Origin of the sequence: Streptomyces sp. NPDC056486, assembly GCF_042795295.1 — a bacterium.
Lineage (GTDB): Bacteria > Actinomycetota > Actinomycetes > Streptomycetales > Streptomycetaceae > Streptomyces.
In genome coordinates this window covers 1-14934 of the sequence record NZ_JBHTSF010000197.1, presented here as the reverse complement: position 1 = coordinate 14934, position 14934 = coordinate 1, and the positions used below count along the sequence as shown (strand labels likewise).

The window sequence follows — 14934 nt, the reverse complement described above, 5'->3', positions numbered from 1 at the left end:
GGCTGAAATCTTTCAGCCCGTCCGGCGATTGAGGACGAACTCGGCGAAGCCGGTGATGACGGCACGTACAAGCACAGGGCCCCCGCGCCGAGCGGGTTCCAGGGAAGGGGCGGGGTTGGGGACAGATAAAATCCCCCCACTGTGTCTGAGTCGAACGCCACCCCCAAGCACCCCCACGCCCCCCGCCCGAAGGGCGAGCCCCGCTTCCCCGACGGCCCCGCGCCCGACCCCGCCGGGTCCCACTTCGAGCGCCGGATCCGCAGCTTCCAGCCCCGCAGGAGCCGCGTCACCGCAGGCCAAGCGGACGCGCTGCAGCGGCTGTGGCCCAAGTGGGGCCTCGACATCGACGGGCAGCGCACCCTCGACCTCGCCGAGCTCTTCGGCGGTGAGCGACCCGTCGTACTCGAGATCGGGTTCGGTATGGGTGAGGCCACCGCCCAGATGGCCGGCGACGATCCGGACACCGGCATCCTCGCGGTCGACGTGCACACACCGGGCCAGGGAAACCTCCTCGGCCTCGCCGAGCGCAACGGTCTGGACAACATCCGCGTCGCGAACGGCGACGCCGTCATCCTGCTCCGCGAAATGCTCCCGCCCGCCTCCCTCACCGGCCTCCGCGTCTACTTCCCCGACCCCTGGCCCAAGTCCCGCCACCACAAGCGCCGCATCATCCAGCCCGACTTCCTCGACCTCGCCGCGCCCCGCCTGAAGCCCGGCGCCGTGCTGCACTGCGCGACCGACTGGGAGCCGTACGCCGAGCAGATGCTGGAGGTGCTCACCGCGCACCCCGCGTTCGAGAACACCCAGGCCGACGGCGGCTACGCGCCCCGCCCCTCCTTCCGCCCCCTCACCCGATTCGAGGGCCAGGGTCTGGACAAGGGGCACGTGGTCCACGACCTGCTGTTCCGCCGTACATGACCTGCTGTTCCGCCGTACATGACCTGCTGTTCCGCCGTACATGACCTGCTGTTCCGCCGTACATGACCTGCTGTTCCGCCGTACATCCGGCCAGGACGCCTGACATATCACCTACGGGGCCTGAGATACCGGCCACGAGGCCTGAGACACCGTCGCGGCCCACCCCCGTCCCTCGTTAGGGTCAACGGGTGGCCACCCGTTCTCCGTACCCGCACCCGATGCCCCCCGCAGGGCCCGCCGGGCTGCGACACGCACGCTGGTGGCAGCGGCGGGCGATACGCGCGGCCGCCCTGGTCACGCTGCTCGCCCTGTCGGGCCTGGTCATCCTGGCCCTGGTCAGGGAGCAGACCGGCACCCAGGGCTTCCTGGTCGGGCTCGGCCTCGCGACGCTGCCCGTGCCGCTCCTGGTGGCCGCCTTCCGCTGGCTGCAACGGGTCCAGCCCGGCCCCTGGCGGAATTTACTCTTCGCCTTCGCCTGGGGAGCCTGCGCCGCCGCCCTCATAGCGATCGTCGCCAACAGCTTCGCGACCCGCTGGATAGCCACCGCCACCGCCGACCCCACCAGCGCGGACACCCTCGGCGCGACGGTCATAGCGCCGATCGTCGAGGAGAGCGCGAAAGCCGCGGCCGTGCTGCTCGTCTTCCTCTTCCGCAGACGCGAGTTCACCGGCATCGTCGACGGCGTGGTGATCGCCGGAGTGACCGCCACCGGCTTCGCGTTCACCGAGAACATCCTCTACCTCGGCAGCGCCTTCGGCACCGACCAGCTCAACGGCGGGACCGGGCTCGCGTCAGTGACGGCGGCGACCTTCTTCGTACGCGTCGTGATGTCGCCCTTCGCGCACCCGCTCTTCACCGTGCTCACCGGCATCGGCTTCGGCATCGCCGCGCTCAGCTCCGACCGGCAGAACTGGCGCCGCGTCCTGCTCCCGCTCTGCGGGCTCCTTCTGGCGATGGGCCTGCACGCCCTGTGGAACGGCTCGGCGAGCTTCGGGGACTACGGATTCTTCGCCGTGTACGCGCTCTTCATGCTGCCGTCGTTCGGCCTGCTCACCTGGCTGGTGATCTGGATCAGGCAGCGCGGCCTGCGCATCGTGCGCGCCGAACTGCCCGCGTACGCGCTCGCGGGCTGGCTCACCGCGCCCGAGCCGTACGCGCTCGGCACGATGCGTGCCCGCACCCTCGCCCGCGACTACGCCTCGTACACGCAGGGCAAGGCAGCGGCGCGCACGGTCGGCCAGTACGAGACGTACGCGACCTCTCTCGCGCTCCTGCGGCACCGGGGGCGCAAGGGGCGCGCGGGCGCCGACTTCGTCGTACGGGAGCGGGAGCTGCTGCACGCGCTGTGGGAGCGCCGCGACGCGGCACGGCCCGCTCTCGCCTACGCGGCGCGCGCGACGGCACCGGTGCTCGTACCGATGCCGCCGCCTTACGGGTACCCGCAGCCGTACGGGTACCAGCAGCAGAGCCCCTACGGATATCCGTACGCCCAGCCTGCGATGCCCTACCCCGCGTACAACCCCTACCGCGGCTAGGCGGAAGCCGCCGTGAGCGCCGACACCTCGGCGTCCGTCAGTTCGAGCTCCCCCACCGCGAGCAGCGCGGGCAGCTGCTCGACCGTACGGGCCGACGCGATCGGCGCCGCCACCGTCGGCTGCGCCGCGAGCCACGCGAGGGCCACGGTCGCGATCTCGGCGCCGCGGTTCTTGGCGACCTCGTCGAGCGCGGCGAGCACCCGTCGGCCCCGCTCGGTCTCCAGGTGCTTGCCCGCGCCCTCGGCCCGCGCGCTGTCGACCTGCGTGCCCGGGCGGTACTTTCCGGTCAGGAAGCCGGCGGCGAGCGCGTAGTACGGGACGGCGGCAAGGCCGGAGCGCGAGGCGACCTGCTCGAGCGGGCCCTCGTACGTGTCGCGCGAGACGAGGTTGTAGTGCGGCTGGAGCGCCGAGTAGCGCGCGAGGCCCTCGCGGTCGGAGAAGTCGAGGAACTCCTGGAGCCGCTCGGCGGTCACGTTGGACGCGGCGATGGCGCGCACCTTGCCGGACTTCACCAGGTCGTCGAGCGCGCCGATGATCTCCTCGACGGAGACGGTCGGGTCGTCGTAGTGCGTGTAGAAGAGGTCGATGTAGTCCGTGCGCAGACGGCGCAGCGACTCCTCGGCACCGGACTTGATGGTGCTCGCGGACAGACCCTTGAAATCGGGGTGGGCGCCGACCTTGGTGGCGAGCACGACGTCGGAACGGTTGCCGCGCGCGGCCAGCCAGTCGCCGATGACGTGCTCGGACTCGCCGCCCTTGTTGCCGGGCACCCAGGCCGAGTAGACGTCGGCGGTGTCGATGAAGTTGCCGCCTGCGGCGGTGTAGGCGTCGAGCACGGAGAAGGACTGCGCCTCGTCGGCCGTCCAGCCGAAGACGTTGCCGCCCAGAGCGAGCGGGAAGACATCGAGGTCGGACGAGCCAAGCTTGCGGAGAGAAGTCATACGGTGCTCAACGCCCATACGGACCGCAACATTCCGCACAACTCGGAGAGCGGGCGTGCCGAACCGGCAGCCCTGACGTCGGGGGGTTGTCGCCAGGACCGCCGGAGTTCAACGGCTGCTTCACAGCCTGCTTCAGAGGCTGCTTCAGAGCATCTGAAGCAGCCTCTGGATCAGAGCGACTGGATCAGAGCGACTGGCCCTTGCCACGCAGCCACGCCGCCGGGTCAACGCCGGTGGAGTCGCCGCCCGGGTGGACCTCCAGGTGGAGGTGGGCCCCGGTGACGTTGCCGGTCGCGCCGACGCGGCCGATGACCTCGCCGGTGGTGACCTTCTGGCCGACGCTGACGCTCATCGAGGACTGGTGGCAGAACCACAGCTCGGTGCCGTCGTCGAGTTCCAGGACCGTGCGGTAGCCGTACGCCCCCGCCCAGCCGGCTTCCTTGACGGTGCCGGAGTGGATGGCCTTGATCGGCGTGCCCGTGGGAGCCGCGAAGTCCAGCCCTGTGTGGTAGCCGGAGGACCACATGGAGCCGGGCTGACCGAAGGTGCCGGTGAGCGTGTACGAGGCGACGGGGAGTGTGAAGCTCTTCGCGAGCTTGGCCAGGCGCTCCGCCTCGGCCTTCTTCTTGGCCTCCGCCTCGGCCTTCTTCTTCGCGGCGGCCTTCTCGGCGGCGATCTTCTTCTCGGCCGCGGTCTGCTTGGCGGCGGCCTGTGCGGCTGCCTGCTTGACGGCGGCTTCTTCGGCCGCCTTCTGGACCGCGTCGTCCGCCTGGTCCTGCTGGTTCTCGGCCTGCTCCATGATGCGGGCCCGCAGCGCCTCGCCCGCGTCCGTGTTGCCCTGCTCGGCGTCGGCGGTGCTGATCCCGGCGGCACTCAGCGGCGCGGCGGCCACCGCGACGCCGTTCTCCGCGGCGGCGGAGTCGGAGGAATCGGAGCCGTCGGATATCAAAGACCCCACGCCCGGGAGGGACTTGGCCTCCGGCAGCGAGTCCGTGACGGCCGACATGTCCGGCATCTCGATGGAGACCGGGGGCTTGCCGCCCTGCGCGGTGGCGATGCCGCCCGCGCCGACAGCGGCGATGACGCCTACGCCGAGAACCGTGGAGCTGCGGGCGAGCCCGCCACCGCCCCGCTTGTGGACGCGGTGCCTGCCGCGGACGGGACGGATGGACTCCTCGGTGGGATTCCATTCCTCCCAGGAATTGTCGTCGTACCCACCGAAATCGTCGTCATTCGGTACGTAAGCGCCTTGGGGGGCAGGGCGGTTGGACGCCACGGAGGCGCACTCCTTTCCTTCCTTCTCGCCTACCGGGTTAGCTGACGGGTTCGGAGCAGGAAGGTCTCCTACGAGCATCTGGCACGGATGCACAGATGACCGATTCACCCCAATTGGTGGTTCCCCGGCTCCCTTGCGGGATTAGGCGCGTGCGCGCGGAGCCGACTCGAGTGTCGGTTGGGACGACCGCGCTGCGTTATCGAACGTTAATAGACGGCGGGGTCGTATTCCAAGCTGTTCCAGTTGATCGTTAACAGATCTGGCCGGTACTTAACGGGACACCGATGGCCGGAACGGGGCGAGTTGACCCCACTTCTTCACACACTGGAGCTTCACATTTCCTTGACAGTACGTCAGTTGTTATGCGGAGTGGTGTCCTTCAGTCACGGCCCGTGACATCGATCTCTGTCGCATCGGTCCCCGCCGCATCGCTCCCTGCCGCCAACGGCCGCCGCACCGCGAGCAGCGCCATGTCGTCGGTCGTCCCGCCCCCGGTGTGCCGCCGCACTTCCTCGGTGAGCGTGGCGAGGAGCACGTCCGGGCCATTGGGTCCAGGGAAGATCCGGCCACCGAGCCGGGCGGCCGGATCGTAGAACTCGCCCCGGCTGTCACGCGCCTCGGAGAGCCCGTCGGTGTGGAGCAGGAGCATCGCCCCCGGCGGGAACTCCGTCTCGTCCGCGCGGTCCGGCCAGGCGCCCAGTTCACCCATCCCGAGCGGCAGCGCGGGCTCGGTCGCGGACAGCACGCACAGCCGCCCGTCGCCGCGCAGGAGCAACGGCCCCGGGTGCCCACGGTTGATGAGGCGTACGAGACCGTCGCTGTGCGGGATCTCCGCGAGGATGGCGGTGGTAAATCCTTCGAAGTCGTCGAGCCCGTCGCGCCGCGTGCCCTCACGCGCGAGGGCACGCTCAAGGCGCTGGGCGACCGCCTCCAGCGTGGTCTCCTGCTCGGCGGCCTCCCGGAACGCCCCGATGACGACGGCGACGGCCGCCACCGCGCCCATGCCCTTGCCCCGTACGTCGCCGACGATGACGCGTACGCCGTGCGGGGTGTCCTGGACGGCGTACAGATCACCCCCGATGAACGCGTCGGCCTCCGCGGCCTCGTACCGCGCCGCGACATCGAGCCCGCCGATCCGGGGATCCGGCTGCGGAAGTACGGCGCGCTGGGCGGCCTCGGCGATGGAGCGGGCGGAGGCGAGCTGTTCGTCGCCGCGGCGTACGACACGGTTGATGAGGACGGCGAGCACGGCGACGGTCACCACGGTGAACACCTCGGTGACGGCATCGACGTCGGTGCCGGTGTTGGTCTTGAAGTGCAGGCCGAGCACGGCGAGGGAGGCACCGGCGCCGATGAGGGTGGTGCTGAGCAGCGAGTAGAAGGGTGCGGCGACGAGCGGGGCGGCGGTGAAGAGGGGCGCGGCGGTGAATTGGGGCGGGGTCGAGATGTCGTAGACGATCCCGACGACGATGAGCAGCAGCGGAAGGGCCCGCACGAACGTCCGCTCATGTCTGACGACGGGGCTCTTGCCGGAAGCCCCGCGCGGCCGCCTGCCGGGAGGTCGGCTCACGGACCTGCCCGCGGGCTTACCCGAACCCGCACTCGCGCCCTCGCCCTCGCTCTCGCCCGGCCCCATGCCCGTCACCCCCTCCCCTCGGCCGCCTCGCCCGCCGCTTCCTCCTCGCTGCCCCACCGGTCTTCTCCTGCCGAATCCCGCGACCAGGACAGATCCATGGCCACGCTCGTCCAGGGTTCCCGGAGCGGGGGCGCGGGGCGACCGGTGTGGGCCGACCGGGTTAGGCCGGGTCAGGGCTTGTCGGCGAACCGCACCCCGGCCGGCTGTGGGGCCAGGCGGCCCGCCCTGGAGAGGCCGCGCAGGGCGAGCGCGCAGCTGGCGCCCAGGGCCGCGAGGCCGAGCCAGAGCACCGCGGGGGCGGACCGGGTGGCGCCCAGGAGCGCGCCGGTCGCGAGGTTCCCCGCGGTGATGCCGATGCCGCACACCGTGTTGTAGAGGCCGTAGTGCGTGGCCACCCAACGGTCACCGGACAGCGCGACGACCGACGATGTGCACGGGATGCCCCCAGCGCACCCGTGCCCGTTCGACCATGTGGAGGGCGGCGCGGTCCTTGATCCCACCGAAGTTGAAGCCCTCCAGCTTGGCCCAGTAGCCGCGCCCGCCGTCCGGGGACGGCTCGTCGATCCAGAGCACGGGTGTGTTCCCCACGGCGGCCGCCGCGGGCTGAAGCTTGCTGATCATGTACGTGATGTCCTTCGGGTACTCAGGCACTCGGTACGGGGAAACTGCCGCAGGCACCTCGGACACCTCGGACACCTCAGGCACCTCAGGCCCCTCTGGCACCTCTGGCACCTCAGGCGCCGCGGAACGCGCGCACTGCGCACCCGTCAGTTCCGGTCCACCCCGATGGCGACGAGAAGCCGCTGCCCCGCGAGCGGTGGCCCGGCCCGCGTCCGCGCGCACCCCGCGCGCCCGCTCCCCCCACCGCTTCCCCACCCGCTCCACCGCACGAACGGCCACGCCGCCGCCCGTCCACCGCCTCCGCGCTCGCCCCGCTTCCGCTCCGCCGACGCCCCCACGGCCTGCCGCCCGGCACCGGCGTGCTCCGCGTGCCCAGCCCCCGGACAGACGTGGTGCGCCGGAGCGACCACGCTGGTTCCCGCAGGGGCGAGACCGTGGTGGCCGTGGCACGCGCCGACGAACAGCGCACAGGCGGCGAGCAGCACCACCGACAGCACGGTTCGCAGACGACTCATAGTGACCATGAAACTACGCACCGCACGCACACTTACGCAAAAAACACCGAAGGCCCGGATCCAGTAATGGATCCGGGCCTTCGGTCTTTAGTAGCGGGGACAGGATTTGAACCTGCGACCTCTGGGTTATGAGCCCAGCGAGCTACCGAGCTGCTCCACCCCGCGCCGTTGAATGCAACTCTACGCCATCAGGGGGAGTGAAAGCGAACCGGCCGAGAACCACCGGCGAACACGGCGAACGGAGCCCGCCGCTCACGCGTTCTCGGCGTGCGTCAGCGTCTCCCAGGCCACGAACAGACCGTCCGTTCCCTCGGGCCGCTGCTTCCGCGTGAGCCTCTCCGTCTCCGGCAGGTCCAGCTTCATCCGATCCCGCAGGTGATGGAGACCGACCTCGGTGTCGGGCCCCATGTCGCGCCGCACCTTGCCGCCGCACAGCCACCCCGGCGCCTTGGCGCCCAGCTGGTACTTGGCGTGGAATTCGAGCGCGGCCCGCAGCCGCTCCTTGACCTCGCCGTACAGATCCACGCCCTGATGCCAGGCGGTCTCGGCGATGTGCGCGGTGGCCGCGAGCGAGTAGCTGGCGTGCTTGAAGTTGCGGCAGGTCTCCTGGGAAAGCCCGTCGGCGAAAGTCTTCTGCCCGAACCAGTACTTCTGGAGCTTCTCCGGGGTATTGATGCCGCTGCCCGCGGGCGAGACGGGCAGTGGTCCGTCCGACTTCAGATAGAAGTAGGCGGGCACGCGGGTCCTGAAATGCGTGACCGCTTTCTCGAAGGACTCGTGGTCGTCGAGGAAGACCGCCATGCTGATGGTCGCGTCGGCCATCAGGAGATCCCAGTTACCGTTGAAATCGGCTGCTCCCTCGCGCACTTGGGGCAGGTAGGCGTTGCGCAGCATCCGCTCGAAACGCAGGAGTTCGCCGTCGCTCCAGCCGTCGTAGGTGTAGCGCACGGCTTCGGCCGCGCGCGCCCACGAGGAGGCCGCCCAGGCCGTCTGGAGGCCCGCGTTGGCCTCCGTGTGCCGGGTGATCACCCCCGACCAGGCGTCCATGATCTGCACGGCCTTCTCGGCGTGCGTGCGCTCGCCGGTGATGTTCCAGAGCAGGGCCTGGGTGTACGCGGCGATGGCGTCCTCGCGCTCCTCGACGCAACCCTGTCCGGGGCGGGTGTCGGGCGGGCACTCGACGACGGCGTACGGCTTGGCCTTGTAGTCGGCCGCGCCGTACTTGCTGTCCCGCATCCGCTCGAACGCCGTCAGCCAGGGCTGCTCGCGCGCCTCGACATGGGCGCGCACGCGCTTCAGCTGCGCCTTGCTGACGAGCACTCCGGGGTGCTCGAAGCCCTGCTCGGCGGAGCGCGCCCGCTCGGTCGCCCCGCCGCTGCCGCTCCCTGTCCCTCCGCAGGCCGCCGAGACGCCGACCAGCAACGGCACGAGCACCATCACGAGAGCCCGTCGTACGGAACCTGGTCGGGAACCCATGCTGTACCTCCGGATCGGCCACCTGGCAGGCCCAGCGTCACCCGAGGGGAGCGGGGGCGCAGGCGCGGCGGGGCCGTTCGGGCGAGGGGCTGCCGCGGGTGACGTATCTACGCGATCTTCGTTGTCAGCCCATGAAGAAGATCACCACGCTCGCCGGACTGCTCGTCCTCGGCAGTCTCGCCCTCGCCGCTCCCGCGCACGCCGATGCCGAAAGCGACTTCAGTGACGGCACCGACGCCGCGAACAACTGGAACTTCACGGCAGCGGCCGTGTGCCTGCAGGAAGTCGCGGTCGTGCCGGTGCTCGGCGACTGGGTGAGCAACCCCGAGAACAATTGCGCGAACGGCAACGTCATCGATCACGCGGCGAGGGCCCTGCCGCCGCTGCACTGAGCGCCACCCGCCCCCATCGCGCGGCAGGCCCAGGTCAGAACCTTCCTGACCTGGGCCTGAGTCGTAGACCGAGTACATCGTCGAAGGCCTGCAGGAGGTCGGTGTGCCCTCTTTGCGCATGAAGATGCCCCGTATCAATCCCCGATCCGGATCAAGTTCGTGCGGCGTCTGCCGGCCGCGCTCGCCTTCGGACCCTCATCGGCAACACGGTGCGCGATGTCTGGGAGGACGCGTTCCCCGAGCTGCGTACGGCCACAGGGCGAGCTGCCGCCGCGTGAAGAAGCCGCCCATGCCAGAGCTGCACGCCCAGCTGCTCAAGGACGTCCTCGCTCTTGGTTCCCCCTATCCGCTTGTCCTGACCGGCGGTTACGCGGTCCAGGCCCACTGCGCGCCGAGTCTGGGTGCCGGGCCGACCCCGGATGACGCGGAGACCTCTTGACCGTTTCCACTCGGGCCAGCACCGGGCCAGCAAACGATCACTAGAAACAGATCAGCCCCTGCCCTCCGGCTTCCGCCGCAGGTCAGGGGCTGATTGTTCGGTAGACCGTGTGGGACTCGAACCCACAACCAATGGATTAAAAGTCCACTGCTCTGCCAATTGAGCTAACGGTCCGTGCGGACGCACCCCCCGAGCATAGCCGGACAGGCCGCGCCGTCCGATCGGGTATCGCCTCCTTGGCCCGTCGCGCGTTCCGCGACGGGCCGCGGACGGCCACGGCGCGGTCAGGGATCGGCCGGATCCGGGGCCCCGCGCCGGGCCGCCTCGCGGGCCGCCGTGCGCTCGTGGTCCGGGTTGAGGAACCAGTGCCTGGCCGATGCGAGCCACCAGGTCGAGGCGAAGCCGAGGACGGCCAGGACCGCGATCGGGGCGTAGTTGAAGGTCTTCCAGGTGATCGGCGAGACCTGCGGCAGCATGAAGAGGACCGTGATCACGCCGACCCAGGCCACCGCCACGATGCCGATCGGGCGTGACCAGCGGCCCAAGTGCCAGGGCCCGCGCTCGAATTCCTCGCCCTTGCGCAGCCGGAGCAGGGTCGGGATGACGTAGGCGATGTAGAGGCCGATGACGGCGATCGACGTCACCGCCGCGTATGCCGTGACGTTGATCAGGTAGGGCAGGCCGAGGACGAGCGCGCCGATGGCCGCGAGCCAGACCGCCGCGACGGGTGTGCGCGTACGCGGGTTGACCGAGTGCCAGATGTGCGAGAACGGCAGCGCTCCGTCCCGCGAGAAGGCGTAGATCATCCGGGAGTTGGCGGTCACGGACGCCATGCCGCAGAACAGCTGCGCGCCGATGACGACAAGCAGGAGCAGCTTGCCCGTGGTCGCGCCGAGCGCGTCCAGAAGGATCTGGGCGGGCGGTGCCCCCGTCGCCGATTCGCGGGCGCCGTCGTACGACTGGATGGCGAAGGTGAAGCCCAGGAGCAGCACGAAGCCGGCGATCCAGGACGTCCAGATGGAGCGGACGATGCCCTTGGGCCCGGCGGTGGACGCGTCGTGCGTCTCCTCGGTCATGTGCGCGGAGGCGTCGTAGCCGGTGAAGGTGTACTGGGCCATGAGCAGCCCGATGAGGGCCACGTAGAGCCCGCTGCCCCACCCCGTGTTGTTGACGAACTCGGTGAAGACGAAGGACGCCGACTGGTGCGAGTCCGGCGAGAAGGCGAGGGCGCCGACGATGACGGCGACCCCAAAGACGTGCCACCAGACGCTGACGCTGTTGAGAAGACCGACGATGCGCACGCCGAAGGTGTTGAGCAGGCCGTGGAGCACGAGGATCGCGGCGAAGAGCAGGATCGTACGGCCCTCTGTGACCTGGAAGTCGAACTGCAGATTCAGGTACGCGCCCAGGAACGAGGCCGCACCGAAGTCGATCCCCGCGGTGACGGCGACCTGCCCGAGCACGTTGAACCAGCCCGTGAACCACGCCCAGGCGGCAGCGGTGCGGGTGGGCGCGAGGCGGTGCGCCCAGAAGTAGAGCCCGGCCGATGTCGGGTAGGCGGAACAGATCTCCGCCATCGCGAGCCCGACGAACAGCGTCATGAGGCCGACCCCGACCCAGCCCCAGGTGATCAGGGCGGGGCCGCCGGTGTTCATGCCGAAGAGGTACATGGTGAGACAGCCGGACAGGACCGAGATGATCGTGAACGAGACCGCGTAGTTGGAGAACGCGGACATCCGGCGGGCCAGGACCTGGGTGTAGCCGAGCTGGGCGAGGCGTTCCTCGTCGGAGCCGGCAGTGGTTACGGGTGGTGGTGACTGCTTCCGCTCTCCGGGGTCACTTGTCATGCCCCCAGCGATTCCCTCGCCGGGGGCACGACATGCGCCGCCGTTGGCCAAAAGGCGCTCAACTCAAGTGCTAGTAAAGGCCCTTGTAGCCGCTCCAGCCGGTTGCGATCTTCGTCCGCCCGGTGAACGAGCCGGTCCCCTTGCCGTCGTTGCGGTAGAGGTTCCCGGACGTGTCGCGCACGACCAGGTCGGCCTTGCCGTCACCGGTGATGTCGCCGACGCCGACCAGGGCGTTGTACGAGGCGCCCCAGCCGGTGAAGACCGTGGACCGGTCCTTGAGCGTGCCGTCGCCCTTGCCCTCGTACCGGTACAGCGTCCCGTCCTCGCGCCGGGCAAGGACGTCGCCGATCCCGTCGCCGTTCAGGTCACCGGCTCCGACGATCTTCGTGTACGTCGTCCAGGCGGAACGGATCTTCTTCCCGGCCGCCAGCGTGCCGTCGCTCTTGGCCGCGAAGACGAGGATGTCGCCGCTCGAAGCCTTGCGGGCGAGGAGGTCGGCGCGGCCGTCACCGGTCAGATCGCCGGGCGACGTGAGCACGTCGTACGCGTTCCAGCCGGTGCCGAGCTTGGTGTACGGCGCCGACGGTGCGAGCGGCTGGCCGCACTCCGGCCGGTATCCGCGCAGGGAGCCGTCGGTCATACGGATCAGGACGTCGTTGCAGCGGTCCTTGTTCAGGTCGCCGAAGGGCACGGCGAGCGTCTTCGTGGACCAGCCGCTCGCCGGCGACTTCCCCGCGAACGCGCCCTTCCCGTCCCCCTGCTGGAAGGTCAGGGTGCCCGAGGAGTTGAGGGTGAGCAGATCACCGGTCCCGTCGGGCTCGGCGAAATCTCCCACGTGATCGTGGCGCACGGCGCCCGCCGCGCTCAGCGCGACCGTGCCCCGCGCCTCCAGAGGCGCTCCCGATCCGTCCGCGGGGCGCACGGCCAGCGTCCAGTCGTACCTGCCGTTGGGGAAGAACTTGTCGCCCGCGGCCGAGAGGTCCGCTCCGTGCCAACCCACGGCCAGTGCACCCCCGGTGGCGCCGCCGTCGGCCGTGTCCACGACCGCGCCGGTGCTCCGGGCACGGACGGTCAGCTTCCAGTCCGCCGCGGGCTTGGAGAGCAGCAGCGTGGTGAGCGTGTCCGGCTCGGCGTCCCGCGCCGTCGCGCGGACCGTCGCGGCATCATCGGCCGGGCCCATCAGCGTCAGCGGCTGCGTCGGCAGGCCTGACGGCACGAGGTGCACGCGCTCCTGAGCGTCGACGTAGGCGACATTGCTGCCGGACTTGTCGACGGTCCAGCGCACATGGCGCTGGGAGACGCCCGTGTCGGGCAGCTCTCCGATGTCGCGGGTGGCCGTCGTACCGCCCGCGACGGTGGTCAGCGCGAGCTTCCCGGCCTGCTTGTCGTGGGTGACCACATAGCCGTCGCCGAGCAGCGCCTCGCCCCCGGGAACGGAGAACGCCTTCTTCTCCGTACGGTCGTACACCCCCGCAGGACCGTCGGAGCCGCAGCTCCAGTACAGCCAGCGCCCCAGGGCCTGCAGCTCGGCAGGGTCGCAGCTGGCTCCGGTGGAGACCTCGTGGACCGTTTTCTTCGCCGTCAGGTCATAGCCCGTGAGCGTGCCCGGAGCGCTGCCCGGTGTCCACAGGAGGTCGCCCCAGAGGGCCGCGGCGCCGGGAGCGCGGGTCAACGCGGGCGACGCGTTGCTGCCGACACGGTGGACGTTCTGCTTGTCGTCCGTCGTGTGGATCACGTACTTGCCGGAGATGTCGGTGATGGTCCCGCCCTTCGGGACCGTGATCCTGTTCTCGGCCTCCGTGCCCGGTCCGTACACCCGGATCAAGTCGTCCGTCTGCTGGTGCTCCAGCCAGGCCATACGGCCGTCGTCGGTGCCGTGGATCTGGGAGCAGACGACGTCCTTCGCCGGGCAGTCGCTGCCGATCAGCACGTTCGCCCCCGGCGTGAACTCGGAGCGCTCGCCGAAGCGCGGGGTTTCGCCGGAAGGCAGGGCGTCGACCGTGCGGGCGTAGTCGTCGCGTAGGCCGCTCGATGTGTCGGTGACCAGCAACTTGCCTTGGGCGAGCGCCACTCCGCGGATCTCGGCCTTCGGCCTGGGCAGCGGCTTGGCGACGGCGACGACCGGCCGTCCGGTGCTGTCGGCGGCGATGCGCTGGATGGCCTGCTGTCCGTCGGCCGGGCCTATGACGACCGCCGTGCCGCCCGGTCCTGCCGAGATGCCGGGGCGGTTCATCTTCGCGACGAGCGTCACCGGGTCACCACCCGCGATCGGCGTCGCCTTCACCGTACCGGCGGCGCTGCCGGTACGGGGGCGGTACACCAGCCAGTCGCCGACCACCGCGAGGTCCTCGCGCGGCTGGACGGCGCCGCCGTCGAGGCGGGAGCGCACAGGAGCGGCGGACAGGTCGGCGCGGTCGAGGACCAGGACGTCCGCGGCCGAGCGGTTGTACATCGCCACGCGGTCGGAGGACGTGGCCGCCAGCGTGTAGCCGGCGGGCAAGGCCGTCGACCAGCTCCTGACCCGGCCGGTCCTGGCGTCGGCATCGATGACCCGGGTGGTCCCGTCCACCTTGCCAAGGAAGAACACGGACGACGCGTCGCCGCCCAGCGGCGCACCGACCACAGCACCCGTGGGCAGCCCGTGCACGGTCACGTCACGCGTCGCACCGTCCGCTTCCGGGGCCAGCAGATGCAGGGTGTTGACGCTGGTCCCGTCGTCGGCGGTCGTCTTCATGTTGGTGACGACCGTGGAACCGTAGGTCACCAGGTAGGTCTGTCCTTCCGCCTGCCGCAGCGTGCGCGTCGTACGCTCCACCGCGTCCCACAGCTCGACCGTGCCGTCGCCGGGCCGCCTGGCGAGGGTGTCGCTTCCTGTGGGGTCGGCGGCGAGCGACGTCATGGCCTCGGGCACGGGGAAAGTCTTCCCGTCCGCGTAACGCGTCCAGACGAGACGTGTCCCCCTGGGGTCATCCACGCTCTCCATGCGGTGGAAGACGCCCTTGCCGCCTGCTCCATCCGCTCCCTTGAGCTGCTCCACGCTGTACAGAGAAGCGGCCAGATCGCTGGTGCGCTGGGCTGCGGGCACCACGGACTCGGCGGCTGCCGGCGCGGCGGAGGCCGAAGGCAGCAGCGGGCTGAGCCCTGCCGCGACGGCTACGGAGACGGCTACGGCTATGCCGATGCGTCTCGCTCGATGATCACGTACAAAAGCATGACGAACCACGGGGTCCCCTCCCTTTCGGTCCGGCTCCCCACCGGACCGTCCTTCCGATCAAGCCTGAAGGTAACAGCGGGCATCGACCTCGATACGCCGAAGGGCCCGCACGACGTATTCGTCG

At 70.2% G+C, this 14934-nt stretch carries 11 protein-coding genes, 2 tRNA genes, 2 pseudogenes and 1 riboswitch; of the genes and pseudogenes, 4 read left to right on the top strand and 11 right to left on the bottom strand.

Features of this window, described 5'->3' with window-relative positions:
• Window positions 1-141: 141 nt before the first annotated feature.
• A complete protein-coding gene (trmB, locus tag ACFQ7F_RS40860) occupies window positions 142-918 on the top strand; it encodes a tRNA (guanosine(46)-N7)-methyltransferase TrmB (protein ID WP_383282853.1) in 777 nt (258 codons plus the stop codon).
• Between the two features lie 188 nt (window positions 919-1106).
• Complete coding sequence (locus ACFQ7F_RS40855; RefSeq protein WP_383282850.1) at window positions 1107-2453, top strand: PrsW family intramembrane metalloprotease; 1347 nt, start codon at window positions 1107-1109, stop codon at window positions 2451-2453.
• On the opposite strand, the gene ACFQ7F_RS40850 is transcribed toward ACFQ7F_RS40855, so the two are convergent.
• The 8 genes and pseudogenes from ACFQ7F_RS40850 to ACFQ7F_RS40815 form a co-directional block, all read right to left on the bottom strand.
• Window positions 2450-3394: an aldo/keto reductase gene (locus ACFQ7F_RS40850; RefSeq protein WP_383282847.1), complete on the bottom strand. Its 945-nt coding sequence runs from the start codon at window positions 3392-3394 to the stop codon at window positions 2450-2452. The genes ACFQ7F_RS40855 and ACFQ7F_RS40850 overlap by 4 nt on opposite strands.
• Window positions 3395-3578: 184 nt before the next feature.
• Window positions 3579-4670, bottom strand: a complete 1092-nt coding sequence (locus ACFQ7F_RS40845) for a M23 family metallopeptidase (protein WP_383282844.1) — start codon at window positions 4668-4670, stop codon at window positions 3579-3581.
• 11 nt (window positions 4671-4681) lie between these two features.
• A riboswitch (cyclic di-AMP (ydaO/yuaA leader) is annotated at window positions 4682-4828 on the bottom strand.
• Window positions 4829-5049: 221 nt separating this feature from the next.
• On the bottom strand, window positions 5050-6306 hold the full coding sequence (locus ACFQ7F_RS40840; RefSeq protein WP_383282856.1) for a PP2C family protein-serine/threonine phosphatase: 1257 nt from the start codon (window positions 6304-6306) through the stop codon (window positions 5050-5052).
• Between the two features lie 170 nt (window positions 6307-6476).
• Window positions 6477-6731, bottom strand: a pseudogene (locus ACFQ7F_RS40835) (MFS transporter); the annotation flags it as partial.
• 22 nt (window positions 6732-6753) lie between these two features.
• Window positions 6754-6927, bottom strand: a pseudogene (locus tag ACFQ7F_RS40830) (pyridoxal-5'-phosphate-dependent protein subunit beta); the annotation flags it as partial.
• A 146-nt stretch (window positions 6928-7073) separates the two neighbouring features.
• The gene (locus ACFQ7F_RS40825; RefSeq protein ID WP_383282841.1) at window positions 7074-7442 is read right to left on the bottom strand and encodes a hypothetical protein; all 369 of its coding nucleotides are present in this window, start codon (window positions 7440-7442) and stop codon (window positions 7074-7076) included.
• A 91-nt stretch (window positions 7443-7533) separates the two neighbouring features.
• A tRNA-Met gene (locus ACFQ7F_RS40820) sits at window positions 7534-7607 on the bottom strand.
• 87 nt (window positions 7608-7694) lie between these two features.
• On the bottom strand, window positions 7695-8918 hold the full coding sequence (locus ACFQ7F_RS40815; RefSeq protein ID WP_383282838.1) for an alginate lyase family protein: 1224 nt from the start codon (window positions 8916-8918) through the stop codon (window positions 7695-7697).
• Window positions 8919-9049: 131 nt separating this feature from the next.
• Between ACFQ7F_RS40815 and ACFQ7F_RS40810 the strand changes: the two genes are divergently transcribed.
• Both ACFQ7F_RS40810 and ACFQ7F_RS40805 read left to right on the top strand, forming a co-directional pair.
• Window positions 9050-9310: a hypothetical protein gene (locus ACFQ7F_RS40810; protein ID WP_383282835.1), complete on the top strand. Its 261-nt coding sequence runs from the start codon at window positions 9050-9052 to the stop codon at window positions 9308-9310.
• Between the two features lie 289 nt (window positions 9311-9599).
• On the top strand, window positions 9600-9749 hold the full coding sequence (locus ACFQ7F_RS40805) for a hypothetical protein (RefSeq protein WP_383282859.1): 150 nt from the start codon (window positions 9600-9602) through the stop codon (window positions 9747-9749).
• Window positions 9750-9850: 101 nt separating this feature from the next.
• On the opposite strand, the gene ACFQ7F_RS40800 is transcribed toward ACFQ7F_RS40805, so the two are convergent.
• From ACFQ7F_RS40800 to ACFQ7F_RS40790, 3 genes are all read right to left on the bottom strand, one after another.
• Window positions 9851-9923: transfer RNA gene (locus tag ACFQ7F_RS40800), tRNA-Lys, on the bottom strand.
• Window positions 9924-10033: 110 nt separating this feature from the next.
• Window positions 10034-11596 (bottom strand): amino acid permease, encoded by a 1563-nt coding sequence (locus ACFQ7F_RS40795; RefSeq protein ID WP_383282832.1) that lies wholly within the window; start codon window positions 11594-11596, stop codon window positions 10034-10036.
• A 70-nt stretch (window positions 11597-11666) separates the two neighbouring features.
• Window positions 11667-14819, bottom strand: coding sequence for an FG-GAP repeat domain-containing protein (locus ACFQ7F_RS40790; RefSeq protein WP_383282829.1), 3153 nt, complete (start codon window positions 14817-14819; stop codon window positions 11667-11669).
• Between the last annotated feature and the right edge of the window lie 115 nt (window positions 14820-14934).

What these genes read in the sequence shown, in the direction of transcription:
- ACFQ7F_RS40850 (WP_383282847.1), bottom strand. Translation starts at nt 3,394, where the DNA reads ATGACTTCTCTCCGCAAGCTTGGCTCGTCCGACCTCGATGTCTTCCCG.
- ACFQ7F_RS40840 (WP_383282856.1), bottom strand. Translation starts at nt 6,306, where the DNA reads ATGGGGCCGGGCGAGAGCGAGGGCGAGGGCGCGAGTGCGGGTTCGGGT.
- ACFQ7F_RS40825 (WP_383282841.1), bottom strand. Translation starts at nt 7,442, where the DNA reads ATGAGTCGTCTGCGAACCGTGCTGTCGGTGGTGCTGCTCGCCGCCTGT.
- ACFQ7F_RS40815 (WP_383282838.1), bottom strand. Translation starts at nt 8,918, where the DNA reads ATGGGTTCCCGACCAGGTTCCGTACGACGGGCTCTCGTGATGGTGCTC.
- ACFQ7F_RS40810 (WP_383282835.1), top strand. Translation starts at nt 9,050, where the DNA reads ATGAAGAAGATCACCACGCTCGCCGGACTGCTCGTCCTCGGCAGTCTC.
- ACFQ7F_RS40805 (WP_383282859.1), top strand. Translation starts at nt 9,600, where the DNA reads ATGCCAGAGCTGCACGCCCAGCTGCTCAAGGACGTCCTCGCTCTTGGT.
- ACFQ7F_RS40795 (WP_383282832.1), bottom strand. Translation starts at nt 11,596, where the DNA reads ATGACAAGTGACCCCGGAGAGCGGAAGCAGTCACCACCACCCGTAACC.